The 17,886-nt window shown below is 71.6% G+C and carries 16 protein-coding genes; 4 read left to right on the top strand and 12 right to left on the bottom strand.

Features of this window, described 5'->3' with window-relative positions:
• Positions 1–3: 3 nt before the first annotated feature.
• From ACIBFB_RS21120 to ACIBFB_RS21105, 4 genes are all read right to left on the bottom strand, one after another.
• A complete protein-coding gene (locus tag ACIBFB_RS21120) occupies positions 4–441 on the bottom strand; it encodes a hypothetical protein (RefSeq protein WP_397232646.1) in 438 nt (145 codons plus the stop codon).
• Positions 438–1,019 carry a hypothetical protein gene (locus tag ACIBFB_RS21115; protein ID WP_397232644.1) on the bottom strand — a complete coding sequence of 194 codons (582 nt, stop codon included), beginning with the start codon at positions 1,017–1,019 and terminating at the stop codon, positions 438–440. The genes ACIBFB_RS21120 and ACIBFB_RS21115 overlap by 4 nt, the downstream gene beginning before the upstream one ends.
• Positions 1,016–1,174 (bottom strand): hypothetical protein, encoded by a 159-nt coding sequence (locus tag ACIBFB_RS21110; protein ID WP_397232642.1) that lies wholly within the window; start codon positions 1,172–1,174, stop codon positions 1,016–1,018. The genes ACIBFB_RS21115 and ACIBFB_RS21110 overlap by 4 nt, the downstream gene beginning before the upstream one ends.
• Positions 1,175–1,602: 428 nt before the next feature.
• The gene (locus ACIBFB_RS21105) at positions 1,603–2,289 is read right to left on the bottom strand and encodes a winged helix-turn-helix transcriptional regulator (RefSeq protein WP_397232640.1); all 687 of its coding nucleotides are present in this window, start codon (positions 2,287–2,289) and stop codon (positions 1,603–1,605) included.
• A 613-nt stretch (positions 2,290–2,902) separates the two neighbouring features.
• Between ACIBFB_RS21105 and ACIBFB_RS21100 the strand changes: the two genes are divergently transcribed.
• From ACIBFB_RS21100 to ACIBFB_RS21090, 3 genes are all read left to right on the top strand, one after another.
• Complete coding sequence (locus ACIBFB_RS21100; protein WP_397232638.1) at positions 2,903–3,688, top strand: helix-turn-helix transcriptional regulator; 786 nt, start codon at positions 2,903–2,905, stop codon at positions 3,686–3,688.
• 113 nt (positions 3,689–3,801) lie between these two features.
• Positions 3,802–4,194, top strand: a complete 393-nt coding sequence (locus ACIBFB_RS21095; RefSeq protein ID WP_397232636.1) for a DUF1702 family protein — start codon at positions 3,802–3,804, stop codon at positions 4,192–4,194.
• 374 nt (positions 4,195–4,568) lie between these two features.
• Entirely contained in the window at positions 4,569–5,891 is a 1,323-nt protein-coding gene (locus ACIBFB_RS21090; RefSeq protein WP_397232634.1) for an ABC transporter substrate-binding protein, read from the top strand.
• 10 nt (positions 5,892–5,901) lie between these two features.
• Here the strand turns inward: ACIBFB_RS21090 and ACIBFB_RS21085 are convergent, their stop codons facing one another.
• The 4 genes from ACIBFB_RS21085 to ACIBFB_RS21070 all read right to left on the bottom strand — a co-directional run bounded on the left by ACIBFB_RS21085 (position 5,902) and on the right by ACIBFB_RS21070 (position 11,039).
• The gene (locus ACIBFB_RS21085; RefSeq protein WP_397232632.1) at positions 5,902–7,323 is read right to left on the bottom strand and encodes a sensor histidine kinase; all 1,422 of its coding nucleotides are present in this window, start codon (positions 7,321–7,323) and stop codon (positions 5,902–5,904) included.
• Between the two features lie 170 nt (positions 7,324–7,493).
• The gene (locus ACIBFB_RS21080; protein WP_397232630.1) at positions 7,494–8,300 is read right to left on the bottom strand and encodes a TIGR03943 family putative permease subunit; all 807 of its coding nucleotides are present in this window, start codon (positions 8,298–8,300) and stop codon (positions 7,494–7,496) included.
• Positions 8,297–9,373 (bottom strand): permease, encoded by a 1,077-nt coding sequence (locus tag ACIBFB_RS21075; RefSeq protein ID WP_397232628.1) that lies wholly within the window; start codon positions 9,371–9,373, stop codon positions 8,297–8,299. Before ACIBFB_RS21075 ends, ACIBFB_RS21080 begins: the two co-directional genes overlap by 4 nt.
• Before the next feature lie 121 nt (positions 9,374–9,494).
• Positions 9,495–11,039 (bottom strand): alanine/glycine:cation symporter family protein, encoded by a 1,545-nt coding sequence (locus tag ACIBFB_RS21070; protein WP_397232626.1) that lies wholly within the window; start codon positions 11,037–11,039, stop codon positions 9,495–9,497.
• Between the two features lie 222 nt (positions 11,040–11,261).
• Here ACIBFB_RS21070 and ACIBFB_RS21065 point away from each other — a divergent pair, with 222 nt between their 5' ends.
• Positions 11,262–12,608 (top strand): MFS transporter, encoded by a 1,347-nt coding sequence (locus ACIBFB_RS21065; protein WP_397232624.1) that lies wholly within the window; start codon positions 11,262–11,264, stop codon positions 12,606–12,608.
• Positions 12,609–12,701: 93 nt separating this feature from the next.
• Here the strand turns inward: ACIBFB_RS21065 and ACIBFB_RS21060 are convergent, their stop codons facing one another.
• The 4 genes from ACIBFB_RS21060 to ACIBFB_RS21045 all read right to left on the bottom strand — a co-directional run bounded on the left by ACIBFB_RS21060 (position 12,702) and on the right by ACIBFB_RS21045 (position 17,608).
• Entirely contained in the window at positions 12,702–14,300 is a 1,599-nt protein-coding gene (locus tag ACIBFB_RS21060) for a DEAD/DEAH box helicase (RefSeq protein WP_397232622.1), read from the bottom strand.
• A 332-nt stretch (positions 14,301–14,632) separates the two neighbouring features.
• Positions 14,633–15,472, bottom strand: a complete 840-nt coding sequence (locus tag ACIBFB_RS21055) for an enoyl-CoA hydratase/isomerase family protein (RefSeq protein ID WP_397232620.1) — start codon at positions 15,470–15,472, stop codon at positions 14,633–14,635.
• 97 nt (positions 15,473–15,569) lie between these two features.
• Complete coding sequence (locus ACIBFB_RS21050) at positions 15,570–15,788, bottom strand: helix-turn-helix domain-containing protein (protein ID WP_397232618.1); 219 nt, start codon at positions 15,786–15,788, stop codon at positions 15,570–15,572.
• A gap of 221 nt (positions 15,789–16,009) precedes the next feature.
• Positions 16,010–17,608, bottom strand: a complete 1,599-nt coding sequence (locus tag ACIBFB_RS21045) for an ABC-F family ATP-binding cassette domain-containing protein (RefSeq protein ID WP_397232616.1) — start codon at positions 17,606–17,608, stop codon at positions 16,010–16,012.
• Between the last annotated feature and the right edge of the window lie 278 nt (positions 17,609–17,886).

The following is a 17,886-nucleotide window of genomic DNA, read 5'->3' as shown; positions in this document are numbered from 1 at the left end:
CCCTCAGCCGTGGACCCGGGCGCGCAGCACGGCGCGTGCCCACGGCACCACCGACCACGCGGCCATGCCCAGCCCCGCCAGGATCAGCGCGGCGGTCGCGATCCACTCGTGCGAGCCGTCGGGGTGGTACACGCGCGTCTCGGCTCCGATGTCCACCGCCGCCGACACGCTGCCCTCCTCACAGGCGAAGTCGCCGCCGGAGAGGTAGACCCACTCTCGCTCCACCGACCCGTCGTCCGCGCTGTAGTCCCCGTAGCACGTGCAGGACACGTGCCCGAAGTGGTTCACGCAGTCCTGCGCGGCCGCGGTGAACCGGCCGGGGTCCCCGTCGGCGCGCAGCGCGCGGATGCTGCGGTCCACGTTGCCCGCGCCCAGGTAGGCGAGGAACAGGCCGAGCACGAGGACCACCACCGGGAAGGCGCCCATCCGGCGGCGGGTCACGCGACCGCCCCGGACGGTTCCTCCTCGTCGGCGCAGTCGCACACCATCGTGTCCCGCTCGGCGGGTCTGGGCCGCGCGTGCAGGTACAGGGCGACCACCATCGGCGCGAAGACCAGGGAGTTGTACAGCAGGTGCAGCTCCACCCGCGGAATGAGCAGCTGGACGAGGCTGGTCGGGGCGTCCCGGCCGGCGATGTTGACTCCGACCAGGGCCTGGACCAGCAGCAGCAGGTGTTCGAGGTGGTGCCAGAGCTGGATGCCGAGCGAGATCCACCACCAGGTGCGCGAGCGCCCGGTGAAGCCGGGCAGCAGCAGGAACAACCCCACGAGCATCACGAGCGCGTAGCCGTAGTGCAGCCACTCCGAGGTGACCAGCCAGGGGAAGGGGATGCCGAGCACACCCCGCGCCTCGGCCACCGGCCAGTCCAGCGCGTAGATCTGCGCCGCCTGGGCCAGGTGTTCGGCCCAGTGCGCGAGGACGATCACCATGAAGACGCGCAGCCCGGTCCGGTGGCGTCGGGTGTTGAGCACGTCGATGCCGCCGCGGTAGGCCCGGCGGGCGCTGTTGCTCAGGGTCATCGGACACTCCCGGAGTCGGTGGTCGGACGCTGGCGCCCTCGGGTGGCCAGGGGCGCGACGGCGGGACTGGGGGCGGGGCGGACGGTCATGGACGCCAGGGCGCCCGCGGGCGGGGCGGTGCTGGCGATTCTGGCCAGGCGGAACAACAACCGCATGAGCGTTCCTCGGAGGTGGGGGAGGTCGCGGGCGACCCGGGGGACAACGCCCATCGTGGGCGGGCGCCGAACCCCGTTCCTCTTCAGGATTGCTCTCCGCCGCGACCCGCGCACGGGGCGCAAGGGAAAAGAAGGAGGGCGCCGTTCCGCCTCGCGGATACACCCTCCTCCATGAGCTTTATCTGCCTATAGCGGCAAGCGTGTCTCCCTCCTGACTGCCGCGTACGGACGCCGATCCGCCCGCGGGAGGCAACCGCGGACATGCAGGAAAGCAATCCGCTGCTCCAGGCCCAGGCAGGCGGGAGGGACGCCGTGCTGGCGCACCCGGCGACCGGGCACGAGCACCGCTGCCCTCCTCCGGGAGAATGACCACTGGATTTTCAAGCATGGGATGGGCTGATGGCCTGCCGCCCCCGGGACCGGGCCCGTCACGCGGCCCCGGTGACCCGTCGGCGCACGCCCGTCGGAGCACCGGCGAGTCCCAGGAGGGCGATGGCCCGCTGGACCGCCTCCTCGTCGCCCTCCAGCGAGAGCCGGCCGCTCACCACCGCCATGATCGGATCGAGGTTGCCCGAGCCGATCTCCACGAACGTCCGCGCGTCGGTGGCCGCGACCATCGCCGGCGCCTCGCACCGCCCCTCGTGCGCGGTGGCGCGTCCGTCCCCGACCCGGATGTGGAAGTCAGTGCCGTCGACGCGGAACTCGTAGCACTCGTCGGCGTCGCCCACCCGGGAGGGGTCGATCATGGACTGGACCGCCAGGAACCCCCAACCCGGTCGGACCTCCTCGTCCCCCGTGGACGCCCCGAGGTGGCCCAGGCCCCAGTGGGCGATCTGGAGGACCGGGGCCCGGAGCCGCTCCCCGTGGTCGGTGAGCGCGTACCCGCGTTCGTTTCCCCCCGACAGTCTGCGCACCACCCCGTGCTCGGTCAGGAACTTCAAACGTTCGGCCAGGAGATTGGTGCCGATCCCCGGGAGCGCTTCCAGTAAATCGCGGTAGCGCGCCGGGCCGATGAGCAGCTCCCGCACGATCAGGAGCGTCCACCGCTCCCCGATGACGTCCAGCGCCGACGCCAGCCCGCAGTACTGGTTGTACCTACGCCGAGACCGACTCACCAGAATCCACCCCACGGAATCGTAGATCCACTTCCTAAACACATACTACTTTGCCCTTGCTCTCTCCGCTGGCCGCGGCACCCGCTCCGAACTGGGTCGGAACGCATTGGCAAGCGGTTCCCGGCCCATCCGGGGCACCGCGCACACGGTCGACTTCCACTATGTCTTTCTCATGTGACAGTCACCCCCGCGCACACCCGTACCGCCGACATGCCCGTGCCATCCCCGCGCACCCCACGGCGGCAGGACGGGGGACACCACCCCCTTGACCGCAATCACAGAATGTTTTATTAGCACTGAATGGGAGACTCTTAACTCGACTCACACCAGCACCATGCGACAAACGGGACCGAAATGGCCCATGCTGACTGGTGGGGAATTTGAGCCAGCACATAATTCGACGCGATGCGAACACATGTCCGATTAGTGCACACGATCGGAAAAGATAGTTATGGATGCAGAGAGCAATTTTGGAGACGCTAGCGCCTGACCCCCTGAGAAGGATGGAGCGGTGAGCCGCGCGCTTCCCCTCGGGCTCGCGCTCACGTCGACTCCGTGCTGGCCCGTCACCGTAGGAGTGGTAGTGCGCGAAGCAGTGTGCAAGGCAGTCGCGATGATCCACAGACGCTTTTCCGATCCCATCACGCTGGAGGACATCGCCAACGAGGTCTTCGTCAGCCCCTTCCACCTGTCTCGGGTTTTCGCGCAGGAAGTCGGAGTTCCACCGGGCAGGTACCTGACCGCGGTGCGCATGTTCGAGGCCAAGAAACTCCTGATCAGCTCACCGATGAACGTGTGCGACATCGTCTACACCGTCGGATACAACAGCGTCGGCACGTTCACCAGCCGATTCACCCGCACAGTGGGGATGACTCCCCGCCAGTACCGCCACCCCGACGTCGAGCGGCTGCTGGTGGCCGCCTCGGGCGGGTTCAGCCGCATGCCCTGCACGCACGAACTGACGGGCCTCGGCCCGGCGCCCGCGAGCGGTCGCCCCACGGGCACCCTGAGCGGCACGGTGGAGCTGCCCCGCGCCGCCAGGGACACCAACATCCTGGTCGGGGCCTTCCACTCCCGGATCCCGCAGCAGGCCCCCGTCGCCCACAGGCTCCTCCCCTCGGGACCCCGTGTCGGCTTCACGCTCACGGACGTGCCGGCGGGGAACTGGACGATCGTCGCCCTGGCCATGCGGACCGGGATCTCCCACGGCCGCGAGAACGTCTACGTCGGCGCCTCCCCGGCCCGTGTCGAGGTCTCGCCGGGCAACGAGGCCAGGACCCACCTGCCGATGCGGCGGCTCGCCCCCACCGACGCCCCCATCGCGGTGACCCTCGCGGACACCTCCCCCCTCCAGGCCGAGTACCAGGACGGCGGATCCGCGGCCCTGGTCTGCGGCTGATCCACCCCCGCGCCCGGGAGGCACCGCGCACACCTCCGTCAGGGCACCGCGGCACCGCGCGCCGGCCCCGGGCACATCCTGGACGCACGTCCGCAGACGCGGCTTCCCTTCGGGTGAGCCCGACGACCGGCACATGGCCGGGACCGTGGCGGGTCCCTCCTGACCGGGGGCACGCCGCGGAGACGAGGGACCCGGAACGCGTCGTCCCGCTCCCGCACGGAACCCCCACCCGCTTCCGCGGCCCCGCGAACGAGGGCGCCGCGACGGGCTTCACGGTGTTGGACGCCCCGGCTCTCCGCGGCCCGCGCCTGAGCGCCCACCTCGCCGGTCCCGGGCGGTCCCGCGTCTGCACGGCGCACGTGGGCGTCGGCTGGGCCCTGGCACGCCTCCCCCGGCCGCGCGCCGCCTCCGTGCCCCGTCGGGGCAGCTCCCGCCGTCGGAGCACCGGCGCCCGTTCCCGGACGGCGGAGCCCGCGCCCACGATGGAGGTCCGGCCGGTGGGGTGACCCGCCTCCGGGCCTTCGGGAGGAGTCGTCCCGCCGCCTTCGAGCCCTCACGATCCGTGCTACGGGAAAGCGCTTCATCCTTCCCCGCCGCCGAGGGGGTCGGCGGTGTTCCGCAACGCGGCCGTGCGTCCTCCACCCCGCGCGGCGAGCCGCACCCCGGGCGCGGGCGGGAGGCCGCGTGGCCGGGTCCGGCCAGAGGGCCACGCACAGACCCCCAGGAGGTTGCAGTGGTCTGCGACACGCGTATGGTGTTAACCCGCGGGTAACGTACTCCCGAGTAACCCACCGAAACCCTCTCTGACCTCCGGCTCCGCCCCCCGATCACGGAGCCCCCGCCCGCCGAGACCTATCAAGGACCCCCAGGACACACCATCATGCGCACTCTGAGAACCCTCGCTCTGGCCCTGGCCGTCGCGGTCCTCACCGCCTCCTGCGGCGGGGAGCAGTCGGACGGCGGGGCCGGCGCCGCGAACCTCACCCAGGGGGTGACCGACGACGCCGTCGTCATCGGCACGCACCAGCCGCTCACCGGTGCCGCGGCACCCGGCTTCCGGCACGTGTCCACCGGCGCGCGGGCCGTCTTCGACTACGTCAACGACAACGGCGGCATCCACGGCAGGCGGATCGAGTACCAGGTCCAGGACGACGGCTTCGACCCCGCGCACACGCAGGAGGCCACCCGCACCCTGATGGAGGACCACGAGATCTTCGCGATGCTCGGCGGTCTGGGCACCCCCACCCACGAGTCGGTCATCGACGAGCTCAACGAACAGGGCGTGCCGGACCTGTTCGTCTCCTCCGGCGCGCTGTCCTGGGACCAGCCCGAGGAGTATCCCTACAGCTACGGCTTCCAGGTGGACTACACCCGCGAGGCCAAGGTCCAGGGCGCGTTCATCGCCGAGCACTTCGCCGGCGACGAGGTCGCGCTCCTGTACCAGAACGACGACGTGGGCCCCGCGTCGCACGCCGGGATCGAGCAGTACCTCTCCGAGGAGATCGTGGCCTGGGAGTCCTACGACCCCGGCGTGCCCGAACTCGCCGGTCAGATCGCCGCGATGAAGGAGTCCGGCGCGGAGATCGCCGTGTGCTACTGCATCCCCTCCTACCTCGCCCTGGCCGTCATGGAGTCCGCCGCGATCGGCTACGAGCCCCAGTGGGTCGCGCCCAGCTTCGGCGCCGACGTGCGGATCGTGACCGGCCTCATCGAGGAGTACGCCCAGGGCACCCCGGCCGAGGACATCCCGGCCGAGGCCTTCCTGGACGGGCTGATCATGACCGCGTTCCTGCCGATGGCCGCCCAGTCCGACGACCCGTGGACCGAGTTCTTCCGGGAGATCCACGAACGGTACAACGAGGGGACGCCGTTCACCGACACCACGATCTACGGCATGGCGCAGGCGACGCTGTTCGCCCAGGTGCTCATGGAGGTCGGCCCGGACCTGGACCGTGAGGCGCTCCTGGCCACCCTGAACTCCCACGCCTGGACGGGACCGGGCCTGGTGCCCTTCTCCGCTACCGAGAACGACCACAGCGGGTACACCGGGGTCATGGTCGTGCAGCACCACGCCGAGGGCGGCCTGGAGGTCCTCCAGGAGCCCAGGACCACCGACAGCGGCGGCGGCGAGATCCTGGAGTTCGAGCTGGACCGGCCGAGCCCCGGCGAGGTCCCGCTCTCGGACGCGGACGCGGCCGGGTAGGCGGCGCGGGTCAGGCCAGCCGACCGGGCTCGGCGGGGAGCGTGAGCGTGAACACGGCCCCGCCGAGCACGTCGCTGTCCGCGACCGTGAGCGTGCCTCCGTAGTCCTCGGCGATCTCCCGGGAGATCGGCAGGCCCAGGCCGCTGCCGCCGGGGTCGCGCTCGCGTGATTCCTGGAGTCGGGCGAAGCGTTCGAAGACCCGCCCCCGATCACGCTCGGGCACCCCGGCGCCGTCGTCGTGCACCCGCAGGACCGCGCTCTCCCCCTCGCGGTCGACGGTGACCTCGATCCGCGACCGGGCGTGCCGTTCGGCGTTGGCGAGCAGGTTCGTGAGCACACGTGTGATGCGCAGCCGGTTGACGAGCACCCACACCGGCCCCGCCGAGTGCACCCTGATCACGGGGCCGTTGCGGCGGCCGACGATCTCGTCGGCCACCAGCGCGGACAGGTCCACGCGCTGGCTGTCGGCGACCGCACCGGTGTCCAGGCGGGCCAGTTCCAGGAGGTCGGCGACGATGTTCTCCAGCCGTTCGGTGTCGGCGAGGAGGGCGGTGAGCAGGAGTTCGCGAGCCCAGGGGTCGGGATCCGGGTCGGACAGCTCCACCTCGATCCGGGCGCGCATACCGGCGATGGGGTTGCGCAGTTCGTGCGAGGCGTCGGAGACGAACCGGCGCTGCTTGGCGACGGCCTCCGCGAGGCGTTCGAGACTGGCGTTGGCGGTGCGCGCCAGGCGCGCGATCTCGTCGTGGCTCCTGGGGACCGGGAGTCTGCGGTCCAGGTTGCTCGCCGACAGCCGGTCCAGTTCCGCGCTGATCCGTCCCACGGGGCGCAGGGCCCGGCCGACGCCGTACCACGTGACGAGCCCGCTGATGCAGAGCAGCAACGCCGACATTCCGCCCAGCAACACCTCGGGGGTGACCGTCTCCACCAGGGTGGGCCTCAGGGAGGCCGCGAGGACCCAGACGTCCCCGTAGGCCGTCGCGTCCGCCTCGTAGCCGACCACGAGAAGGCACTCGCGGCCCCTGAGATGGACCTCTGGAGCGCAGACGGTGGTGTCGAAGCGGACGGATTCGGATTCGGAGTCCGGGTCCGGCATGGCGAGGGCGGGCTCACCGTGCATGGCGGCGCTGGACGCCAGCACCTCGTGGGTGTCCTGGTCGACGATCTGGAGCCACAGGATCGGCGCGTCGGTCGGGATCAGTTCGTCGTAGCGGCTGTCGACGATGTCGCCGACCACCAACCGCGCCGCCCTGGCCGCCTGGTCCCGGTCGCGGTCGAGAACGAACTCCCGGACGGCGATGGCGGTCGCCAGGGACCAGAGGCCTATGACCACGAGGAGCACCGCGACCGCCCAGAGGGTGACGCGGGCACGGATCGACTTCGGACGCAGACGGCGCCACATCGTTTGACTCTCGTCGATCCACTCTGACACCCGGCCATTGTCACCCACAGTAACGCAATTGCGTCGGATGGTGCTCGGTGTGGCGATCCGGAACTGCGCGCGGGGAGCCGGTCGGTGGGGATCAGCGCGGTTCCCGCAGCGCCCCCACCGGTCCCGGTCCCTCGACCGGCAGGGCGCGGACAGCCGGGGACCGGCCGGCGTCAGGCCTCATAGGGGTCCGGCGGGTTGGCCACCTCCGAGCGCTCCAGCGCCTCGAAGCGGTGCTCGCTGACGTCGACCAGCTCGCCCTCCGGCTCGACCCACGTGCCGCGGACCGTCCACCAGGAGTCCGCCTCCGGCTCCGGCACGTTGGTGATGAGCACCCGGTTGACGATGGCGTCCGCGGCGCAGCACGCCATCTGGAGCCGGGCCAGGTACCACCCCTCGCCCTCGGGGTTGGGCACGGCGAACCCGGTCAGCTCGACCTCGCGGCCGGACAGCGCGCGCTCCTCGTCGATCCAGGCCCGCATCACGAACTGACGGATGTCCATGGCGACCACCTCGCCCGTCTCCGCGTCGTCCAGGCCGTCGTCGAACCGACCCGAGGGCGGCCCCTCCTGTGGCGCACTCGCGGGTTCACTGCGCTCCACCGTGTAGGCGCCCAACGCGGGCGGGGCCACGACGAAGACGGCCACGACCGGCACCAGCAGCAACCAGGCCACGCGGGGCGCGCGGGAGTGGTCGTGACCGTGCGCGTCCCCGGGGGTGTGACCGCCGTCCGCTCCCCCGTCGCCGGTCGCGGCGGCGCAGAACGCGTGGTCCTGCCCGTCGTCCCCGCCCCGGTTCCCGCGGCGGATCTCGGCGACCACCACCACGGCGCCCAGCGCGACGGTGACCACACCGGCGGCGACCAGGAAGGGGCCGAACCCCGGTTTGACCCAGTTCAGGTACATGTCGGTGGGAACGGTGCTGGTCAGCGCGGCGGCGCCCAGCAGCACGAGGGTGAGTCCCTGGGCGATGCGGTTCACAGGAGCAGGCCTCCGATCAGGAACGTGCTGAGCAGGCCGACCACCAGACACAGCGGGGCGAACCGGACGGCGAAGCGCCATCCGAACACCGCCGCCTGCATCGCGATCAGCTTGAGGTCCACCATCGGGCCGATCACCATGAAGGCGAGCTTGGCCGTGGGCGAGAAGTCGGTGAAGCTGAGCGCGACGAAGGCGTCGGCCTCCGAGCAGATGGACAGCACGACCGCCAGCCCCGCCAGGACGAGCACCGACACCACGGGCGCCTCGGCCACCGACAGCAGCCACTCGCGCGGCACGAGGATGTTCAGGCTCGCGGCGGCCAGCGCGCCGACCACGAGGTAGCCGCCCGCGTGCATCATGTCGTGCAGCATCGAGTCACGGAAGACCAGCCAGCGGCCGGCGCCCTCGGCGTGCGTGGGGGCGGGCAGCCGCAGCCAGTCCGCCCGGCCGAACCGGACCCAGATCCAGCCGATGACCACCGACGCCAGCAGCGAGGCCGCGAACCGGGCCAGCACCACCTCGGGCTGTCCGGCGAAGGCCACGGCGGTGGCGATCATGACGACCGGGTTGATGGCGGGCGCGGCCAGCAGGAACGTGAGCGCGGCCGCTGGAGCGACCCCGCGCTTGACCAGGCTTCCCGCGATGGGCACCGACGCGCACTCGCACCCGGGCAGCAGTGCCCCGGACAGTCCGGCGACGGGCACGGCCGCGCTCGGCCTGGACGGGAAGAAGCTCTGGTAGACGGAGGCGGGCACGAAGGCCGTGAGGGCGGCCGACAGCGCCACGCCGAAGACCAGGAACGGCAGCGCCTGGAAGCTGATCGCGGTGAAGACGGTGGCCCAGGCGAGGAAGGCCTGACTGGTCAGCTGATCGGACAGCCACGCGTGCGCGAGCGCCATCGCGGTGATGAACAGGGCGAACAGCCAGACCGTCCCGGTCCTGCGCGCTCCGGAGCGGCGTCCCCACTCCGAGGGGGGAAGTTCGTCCCCGCGCTCGTCCCACCCTGCGGCGAGCGAGTCGCCGAGGGAGGCGTTGGGGGTGGAACCGGCGGCTGAAGGGGTCCGGTCGGGCACGGTGCTACTCCGCGTTGTCGGATGGGATCTTCAGGAATGGTAACCGAAAACCGTTTTCGTCCGGGACCGACGGGCTCGGGCTGTGGACAACGCCCACCTCCACGCCCGGACGGCCGCCGGGTCAGCGACCGGTGCCTCCGCCGTCTCCGCCGTCGTCGGGACGGTCCTGGTCGTCGGTCGGCACCACCGGGTCGCCCAGCCGCACGCCGTGGCCGCGCGCGATGTCCTCGGGCAGCGCGCCCTCGGCGTCGCCCCAGCACTCCACGTTCCTCAGCTCGGGCATCTTGGCCAGGGTGAACTGGGGGTCCAGACCGTTGCGGTACTGGCGGCCGTAGTCCGCCAGCAGGCGGAAGGCGATCTCCGACAGCGGTATCAGCGCGATCAGGTTGATCACCGCCATCACGCCCATGAACACGTCCGCGAGGGCCCACACCAGGGTCAGCGGCGCCACACTCCCGGCGAACACGGCCGCCAGGACGAACGCGCGGAAGTAGGTCAGGTGGCGCGGGTCGGCGTCGAGGAACCTGAGGTTGGTCTCACCGTAGTAGTAGTTGCCCAGCACGGACGAGAAGGCGAGGAGGAACAGGATGACGGTGAGCGCGTGCACCGCCCATCCGCCCAGGGTGGACTCCAGTGCCACCTGGGTGACCTGGGCGCCGCCCTCCCCCCCGTACTCCGGCTCGGCCACCAGGATGATGAACGCGGTGACCGAGCAGATGAGCAGGGTGTCGAAGTACACGCCCAGGCACTGCACCAGGCCCTGCTTGACCGGGTGCGACACCGACGCGGTGGCGCCGGCGTTGGGAGCCGACCCCAGACCCGCCTCGTTGGAGAACATGCCGCGGCGCATGCCCTGCACGATCGCCGCTCCCACACCCCCGGCGACGAACTCCCGCACGCCGAAGGCCGAGGCCAGGATGTCGCCGATCACCCGAGGGACCTCCCCGGCGTTGAGCAGGACGACGGCCAGCCCGAGCAGGAGGTACAGGAGGGCCATGGTCGGGACGAGCGCCTCGGTCCAGTGGGCGATCCGGCGTACGCCGCCGAAGATGACCAGGGCGACCAGGCCGACCAGCAGCAGTCCCACGACCGCGTTCAGCAGCCAACCGCCGGGCCCGCCGAGCGCCGCCACCGAGGTGCCCACCGAACCGGAGATACTGTTGGCCTGCACGGAGTTGAACACCAGCGGGAACGTGAGGGTGATGACCACGGCGAAGAGCACGCCCATCCAGCGCTGGCCCAGCCCGTGCAGCATGTAGTAGGCGGGACCGCCCCGGAACCCGGTGTCGGCGCGTACCTTGTACAGCTGGGCCAGGGTGGACTCCACGAAGGCGGCCGATCCCACGACCGTCGCCATCAGCCACATCCAGAAGACCGCGCCGGGTCCGCCGAGGACGATCGCGCTGGCCACGCCGACGATGTTCCCGGTGCCCACCCGGGAGGCGGCCGAGATGGCGAAGGCCTGGAAGGAGGAGATCTCCTTCCTCCCGTCGGGCGCCACACCCGGACTGCTGCGGATCACCCGGAACATCTCCGGGAGCAGCCGGAGCTGGACGAAGCCCGAACGCAGGGTGAAGTAGACGGCCAAGACGACGAGGAGCGGGATGACCAACCAGCTCCAGAAGACGTCGTTGGCCGCGCTGATGGCGTCGTTGAGGACGTTCACCCGTTCCCCTTCTGGTGACGCGGTCCCCGGACCGGGACCGGGGCCGTCCCGCCACTGTCCACAAGGACGGGCGTCCGGGGCACGCGGGACACGCGGAATCGGGGTAAAGGACCGTCAGGATCCGGCAGCGCCGACCTATGCCCGTCCCCCACATGGCGACGCGCCCGCCTGTGGGGACCATGAACATGGCCCAGGTCACGTTCGGTCCCTACCGTTCGTTCCATGGAACCGAACACCGCCTCCTCCCCCACCCCGGATCGGGCGAGAACGCCCATCCTGCGCGTGGTGACGGCCAGCCTCGTCGGCACGACGATCGAGTGGTACGACTTCTTCCTGTACGGTGCGGCCGCCGCCCTCGTCTTCAACCAGGTCTTCTTCCCCGAGTCCGACCCCCTGGTCGGCACCATGTTGGCATTCACCACCTACGCGGTGGGCTTCGTGGCCCGACCGCTGGGCGGGCTGGTCTTCGGGCACTACGGCGACCGGATCGGCCGCAAGCAACTGCTCGTGATCAGCCTGCTGATGATGGGCGGTTCGACCTTCGCCATCGGCCTGCTGCCCACCTACGCCGCGATCGGTGTGGCCGCTCCCCTGCTGCTCACGCTCATGCGGGTCGTCCAGGGCTTCTCCCTGGGCGGGGAGTGGGGCGGCGCGGTCCTGCTCGTGTCCGAGCACGGACGGCCCGAGCACCGGGGCTTCTGGGCCTCCTGGCCGCAGGCGGGCGCGCCCGGCGGCAACCTGCTGGCCACGGCCGTCCTGGCGATCCTGTCGGTGACGATGACCGACGCGAGCTTCGTCTCCTGGGGTTGGCGCGTGCCCTTCCTGCTGTCGGGGGTGCTGGTGCTGGTCGGGCTGTGGATCCGGCTCGCCGTCAGCGAGTCCGAGGTGTTCCGCCAAGCCCGTGAGCGCGCCGAGACCGAGGCCGTCCCGGAGCGCGCCCCCATCGTCGGCGTCCTGCGCGACCACTGGCGCGAGGCGCTCGTCGCCATGGGCGTGCGCATGGCCGAGAACGTGTCGTACTACATCGTCACCGCGTTCATCCTCGTCTACGCCACGCAGGAGGCCGAGCTGTCCAGGGCCGAGGTGCTCAACGCGGTGCTGGTCGCCTCGGCGGTCCACCTGGTGACCATCCCCGCGTGGGGAGCGCTGTCCGACCGGATCGGCCGCCGGCCCGTCGTCACCGTCGGCGCGGTCGGCATCGCCCTGTGGGCCTTCGCGTTCTTCCCGCTCATCGACGTCGGGACCTTCTGGGCGGCGACCCTGGCCGCGACCGTCGGACTGATCTTCCACGGCGCCATGTACGGCCCCCAGGGCGCCTTCTTCTCCGAACTGTTCAGCACACGGGTGCGCTACTCGGGCGCGTCCGTGGGCTACCAGTTGGCGTCGATCGTCGCCGGCGGTCTGGCGCCGCTCATCGCGACCGCCCTGCTCGCAGCGTTCGGGAGCTCGCTGCCGGTGGCGCTGTACCTCACCGCCATGTGCGCGGTGACCCTCGTGGCCGTGGCCGTCTCCCGGGAGACGCGCGGACGCGACCTGGGCGAGGCCGCGCCCGAACCGGCCGGCCGCTGACCCCGAACGCACGAGGGCTCGGGCCCGGCCGAAGCCGGACCCGAGCCCGTGGTGTGCGCGGACGCCCGGGTCAGGGGCGCCCGTCAGTGCGGATCAGTACCGCGATGCCGAGTCGTAGCGGTCGCCGCGGCGGTTGTCGCCCCGGTACCCGCCGCGACGCTCGCCGTCGCGGAAGCCGCCGCCCTCGCCGCGGCGTTCGCCACGGGGACGATCGCCCCGGTAGCCGCCGCGCGGGCCGCCGCCCCGGCGCTCGCCGGAGTCGCCGAAGCGTTCGCCGCGCGGACGGTCACCGCGGAAGCCGCCGCCCTCGCCGTGCTCGGACCGGCGCTCGCCGTCCCGGTACCCGCCGCGACGCTCGCCGTCGCGGAAGCCGCCGCCCTCGCCGCGGCGGTCGCCGCGGTAGCCGCCGCGCGGACCGCCCCCACGGTATCCGCCGCCACGGGGACCGCCCCGGCGCGGACCGCCGCGGCCGCGGCGCGGACGCTCGGGCTCCGGCGGCTCGATCCAGGGCTCCCAGCTGGGCTCCTTGGCCCCGGTCACCTCGGTGAGCAGCTCGTCGCCGGGGTTGACCAGGTGCTGCTTGGCCTCGACGCCGGCGTCGCTGAGCAGACGGCGGGCCGTCCGGCGCTGGTTGGGCGCCACCAGGGACACCACGGCGCCCGAGGAGCCCGCGCGGGCGGTACGACCGCCGCGGTGCAGGTAGTCCTTGTGGCCGGTCGGCAGGTCGATGTTGACGACCAGGTCGATGCCGTCGACGTGGATGCCGCGCGCGGCGACGTCGGTGGCGACCAGGGCCTGGATGCGGCCCTCGCGGAACTTGGCGAGGGTGCGGGTGCGCACGCTCTGCGTCTTGCCGCCGTGCAGGGAGGCGCAGGGCACGCCGGCCTGGACCAGCTGCTCGCTGATCGTGTCGGCGCGGTACTTGCTGCGCACGAACAGGATGGTGCGGCCCTCACGCGCGGCGATCTGGGCGACGATCTTGTTCTTGTCGCGCGGGAGCACCTTGAGCAGGTGGTGCTCCATGGTGGTGACCTGGGAGACCGGCGGGTCCACCGAGTGGGTGCGCGGGTTGTCCATGTACTTGCGCACCAGCCTGTCGACGTCGCCGTCGAGCGTGGCGGAGAACAGCAGGGTCTGGCCGTCGGGGTGCACCTGGTCGAGCAGCTCGCTGACCTGCGGCATGAAGCCCATGTCGCACATCTGGTCGGCCTCGTCGAGGACCGAGATCTCCACGTCGCCCAGGTCGCAGGCGCCCTGCTCGATCAGGTCGGTGAGGCGGCCCGGGGTGGCGACGAGGACGTCGACACCGCGGCGGAGCTCGTTGATCTGGCGGGTGTAGGAGCTGCCGCCCACGACGTCGCCGACGCGCACGCCCAGCACGCGGGCGTAGCCGCGCAGGGCGTCCCGCACCTGGTGGGCGAGTTCGCGGGTGGGCACGAGGATCAGGGCCCGGGGTCGGGCGGAGGCGGCGCGGCGCTCGGAGCAGCGGGTCAGGACCGGCAGGCCGAAGGCCAGGGTCTTACCCGATCCGGTGCGGCCGCAGCCGAGGACGTCGAGACCGTCGATCGCGTCGGGGATGGTGGCGGCCTGGATCGGGAACGGGGTGGTCACACCGTTCTTGGCCAGCTCGTCGACGATGTCCTGGGGCAGCCCGAGACCGTCGAAGGCAGGCTCTACGGCAGTGTCCGTCAAGTGACGTGTACCTTCCTCATCGTTTGGCGGCGTTTCGAGGAAGGCTCCACACGGCCACGGGGACCCAGCGAAGAAATCACACAAACGCGCCTGATCACACGCGGAAGCGGGCCCCGATAGACATGGGGCTCCTGGGCTCTTCGAGTCGAGAGTGGTGTCGACACCGTCGACACGCTGTCCGCGTCTTGTGCGGCCCGGCACGCTCGGATGCGCGCGGCAATGGAATGACCGCTTGGAGCAGCGTACTAGAGATCCCCTCGGATCGGGGACGGGATGGGCGGATTTCACCGGTGATCCAGGTCTCCCCACCCCGCCCCGCGCGGGAGCGCGCGCTACCCCCGCCCCGCGGCCATCCCCGCGGCGAGCGCGGTGAGCCGACCGATCTGGGCCCGGCGCTCGGCCGCGGCCTGCTGTTCGAGCGTGTTGCCCGCGGCCTGCTGGAGCAGCGCCTTGGTGGCGGTCGCGGCGTCGCGGTCGGTCGCGAGCAGAGCCTGGACCAGGTCGTCGACGGCGCCGGGGAGTTCGTCGACGCCGACGACGAGTTCCGCCAGACCCAGCTCGCGGGCCTCGTGGGCGCCCACCCGGCGCGCGGTCAGGCAGATCTCGGTCGCGCGGTGCACACCCACGATGTCCACGAGGGGCTTGGTCCCGGTCAGGTCCGGCACCAAGCCGAGCGCCGGTTCCTTCATGCACAGGGAGGCGTCGTCGGCCAGGACGCGGAGGTCGCAGGACAGGGCCAGCTGGAACCCGGCGCCGATGGCGTGGCCGCGCACGGCCGCGACGGTCACCAGGTCGGGGCGGCGCAGCCACAGGAAGCCCTCCTGGAGGCCGGCGATGTACTCCTCCAGGTCGGCGGTGTCGGCCGATCCGTCGGCCAGGCCCGCGACGATGGACCGCTCGCCGTCGACTCCCTCAGGAGTGAACATGGCGAGGTCGATGCCCGCGGAGAAGATGTCACCGTCTCCGGCGACGACGACGATTCGGACATCGTTCGGCAGCGTGTGGCCGATGTGGGCCAGCGTGGTCCACGTACGCCCGGTCATCGCGTTGCGGCGCTCCGGACGGCTGATGGTGATCCGGGCGACCGGCCCGTCCACCGCCAGCCGCAGCCCCGCCCTGGACAGCTGCTCCTCGGTGGGCGCCGCCCCGGGACCGTGCGCTGCCTGTGCCATGGGTTCCTCCGTCGTGTCGGGTTCGACCCTGACATTACTCGCAGGTAACCGAAACGCCGCGGCCGGGCGGCCCAGCGCGGCGCGACGCCGCCGCCCCCTAGACGACCGGCCGCTGGCGGCGGGTGGCCCCGCCCCGTCCGCGCAGTTCGACCCCCGCCTCACCGAGCAGCCGGTGGACGAACCCGTAGGACCGGCCGGTGGCCGCGGCCAGCATGCGGATGCTCTCGCCCTCGTCGTAGCGGCGCTTGAGTCGGGTGGCCAGAGCCGAGCGGTCCTCCCCGGACACGCGCGTGCCCTTGCTCAGCGCATCGTTCACAGATCACTCCTCGGAGTCGTCGTGAGCCGGATCGGGCTCACCGCCATGATCCGGCACCGGAACGGGGCGACGCCACACCCACGGTGCGCCACGCCCCCGTCACTCTCCTCGGACAGGATTTCGGAACACCGCAATCCACGCCCGAAACGGACGGGGGTGAACCTCGAGGCGCGCTGGGCGTCCCCGCTGCCGCGGACCTCCGGAGCCGCGCGGCGCACGGCTCACGCGAGCGCGATGAGGTCCTCGAACTCGGCGTTCCAGACGTCCTCGACTCCGTCGGGCAAGAGGATGACCCGCTCGGGCTGGAGCGCCTCGACCGCGCCCTCGTCGTGCGTGACCAGGACGATCGCGCCCTTGTAGTTGCGCAGCGCCGCCAGGATCTCCTCGCGGCTGGCGGGGTCGAGGTTGTTGGTCGGCTCGTCCAGCAGGAGCACGTTGGCGCTGGACACCACGAGCGTGGCCAGGGCCAGCCTGGTCTTCTCACCTCCCGAGAGCACCCCGGCGGGCTTGTCGACGTCGTCGCCGGTGAAGAGGAAGGAGCCCAGGGTCTTGCGCGCCTCGACCTCGGGCAGGTCCGGGGCCGCGCCCATCATGTTCTCCAGCACGCTGCGGTCCACGTCCAGGGTCTCGTGCTCCTGGGCGTAGTACCCGAGTTTGAGCCCGTGGCCTGGGACGACCCGTCCTGTGTCGGGTGTCTCGACGTCGGCCAGCAGGCGCAGCAGCGTGGTCTTGCCCGCGCCGTTGAGCCCGAGGATCACGACGCGGCTGCCCCGGTCGATCGCCAGGTCCACGCCGGAGAAGATCTCCAGGGACCCGTAGGACTTGGAGAGCCCCTCCGCCGTGAGCGGCGTCCGTCCGCTGGGCGCGGGGTCGGGGAACCGCAGTTTGGCGACCTTGTCGACCTTGCGCACCCCCTGCACGCCGCCCATGATCCGGTCGGCCCGGTTGAGCATCTGCTGCGCCGCCCGCGCCTTGGAGGCCTTGGCCCGGAACCTGTCCGCCTGCTTGCGCAGGGTGTCGGCCTGCTTCTCGGCGTTGGCCAGCTCCCGGCGGCGGCGGCGCTCGTCGGCCTCGCGCTGGGTCAGGTACTGCTTCCAGCCCATGTTGTAGATGTCGATGACGCTGCGGTTGGCGTCGAGGTAGAACACCTTGTTGACCACGTGCTCGACCAGGTCGACGTCGTGGCTGATCACGATGAGGCCGCCCTGGTGGCTCTTGAGGAAGTCGCGCAGCCAGACGACCGAGTCGCCGTCCAGGTGGTTGGTGGGCTCGTCCAGCAGCAGGGTGTCCGACCCGCTGAAGAGGATGCGCGCCAGCTCGATCCGGCGGCGCTGGCCGCCGGAGAGCGTGTGCAGCGGCTGGGAGAGCACGGTGTCGGGCAGTCCCAGGCTGGACGCGATCGCGGCGGCTTCGGACTCGGCGGCGTACCCGCCCAGCACGTGCAGCCGCTCCTCCCACCGCGCGTAGGCGCGCACACCCTTGTTCCGCGTCTTGCTGTCGGTGCTGGCCATCTTCTTCTCGGCCGCGCGCAGCCCGTCCAGGGCCTCGTCGATGCCCCGCGCCGACAGGATCCGGTCCCGGGCGATCACGTCGAGGTCACCGGTGCGCGGATCCTGGGGCAGATAGCCGATCGACCCGGAGGACGTGACGGCGCCGCCGGTGGGCAGACCCTCGCCCGCGAGCACCTTGGTCATGGTGGTCTTGCCCGCGCCGTTGCGACCGACCAGTCCGATCCGGTCTCCCGCCGCGACGCGGAACGTGCTCGGCTCCAAGAGGACCCGGGGTCCGACGCGCAGTTCGAGGTCGGTGGCGATCAGCATGGCAGGGGCTTCCTAGCGGTGGTGGGACGGAACGGTGGCGGCCGGGGCCCGGGCACGGCCCGACGGCGGAGCGGCGGTCGGCCCCGAACGCCGCTCCGGGCGGCCGACCGACACAGCCTAACGGCACCTGTCCGAGCTGGCACCGGGATAAGGCCGGAGGCCGGAGCGGGCGGCCCCGCCCCGACAACGGGAGCGGGGCTGCACGCATTCCCCCAGGGGACCGGGCCGCCCCGCACGTCCACCGCGGACGTCCTCCCCCGCGGAGCCGCTCCGCGGTC

It is taken from the genome of Nocardiopsis sp. NPDC050513 (assembly GCF_044457925.1).
GTDB lineage: Bacteria > Actinomycetota > Actinomycetes > Streptosporangiales > Streptosporangiaceae > Nocardiopsis.
Note: the sequence above shows the minus strand (reverse complement) of the source record. Positions and strands in the feature narration are given on the sequence as shown.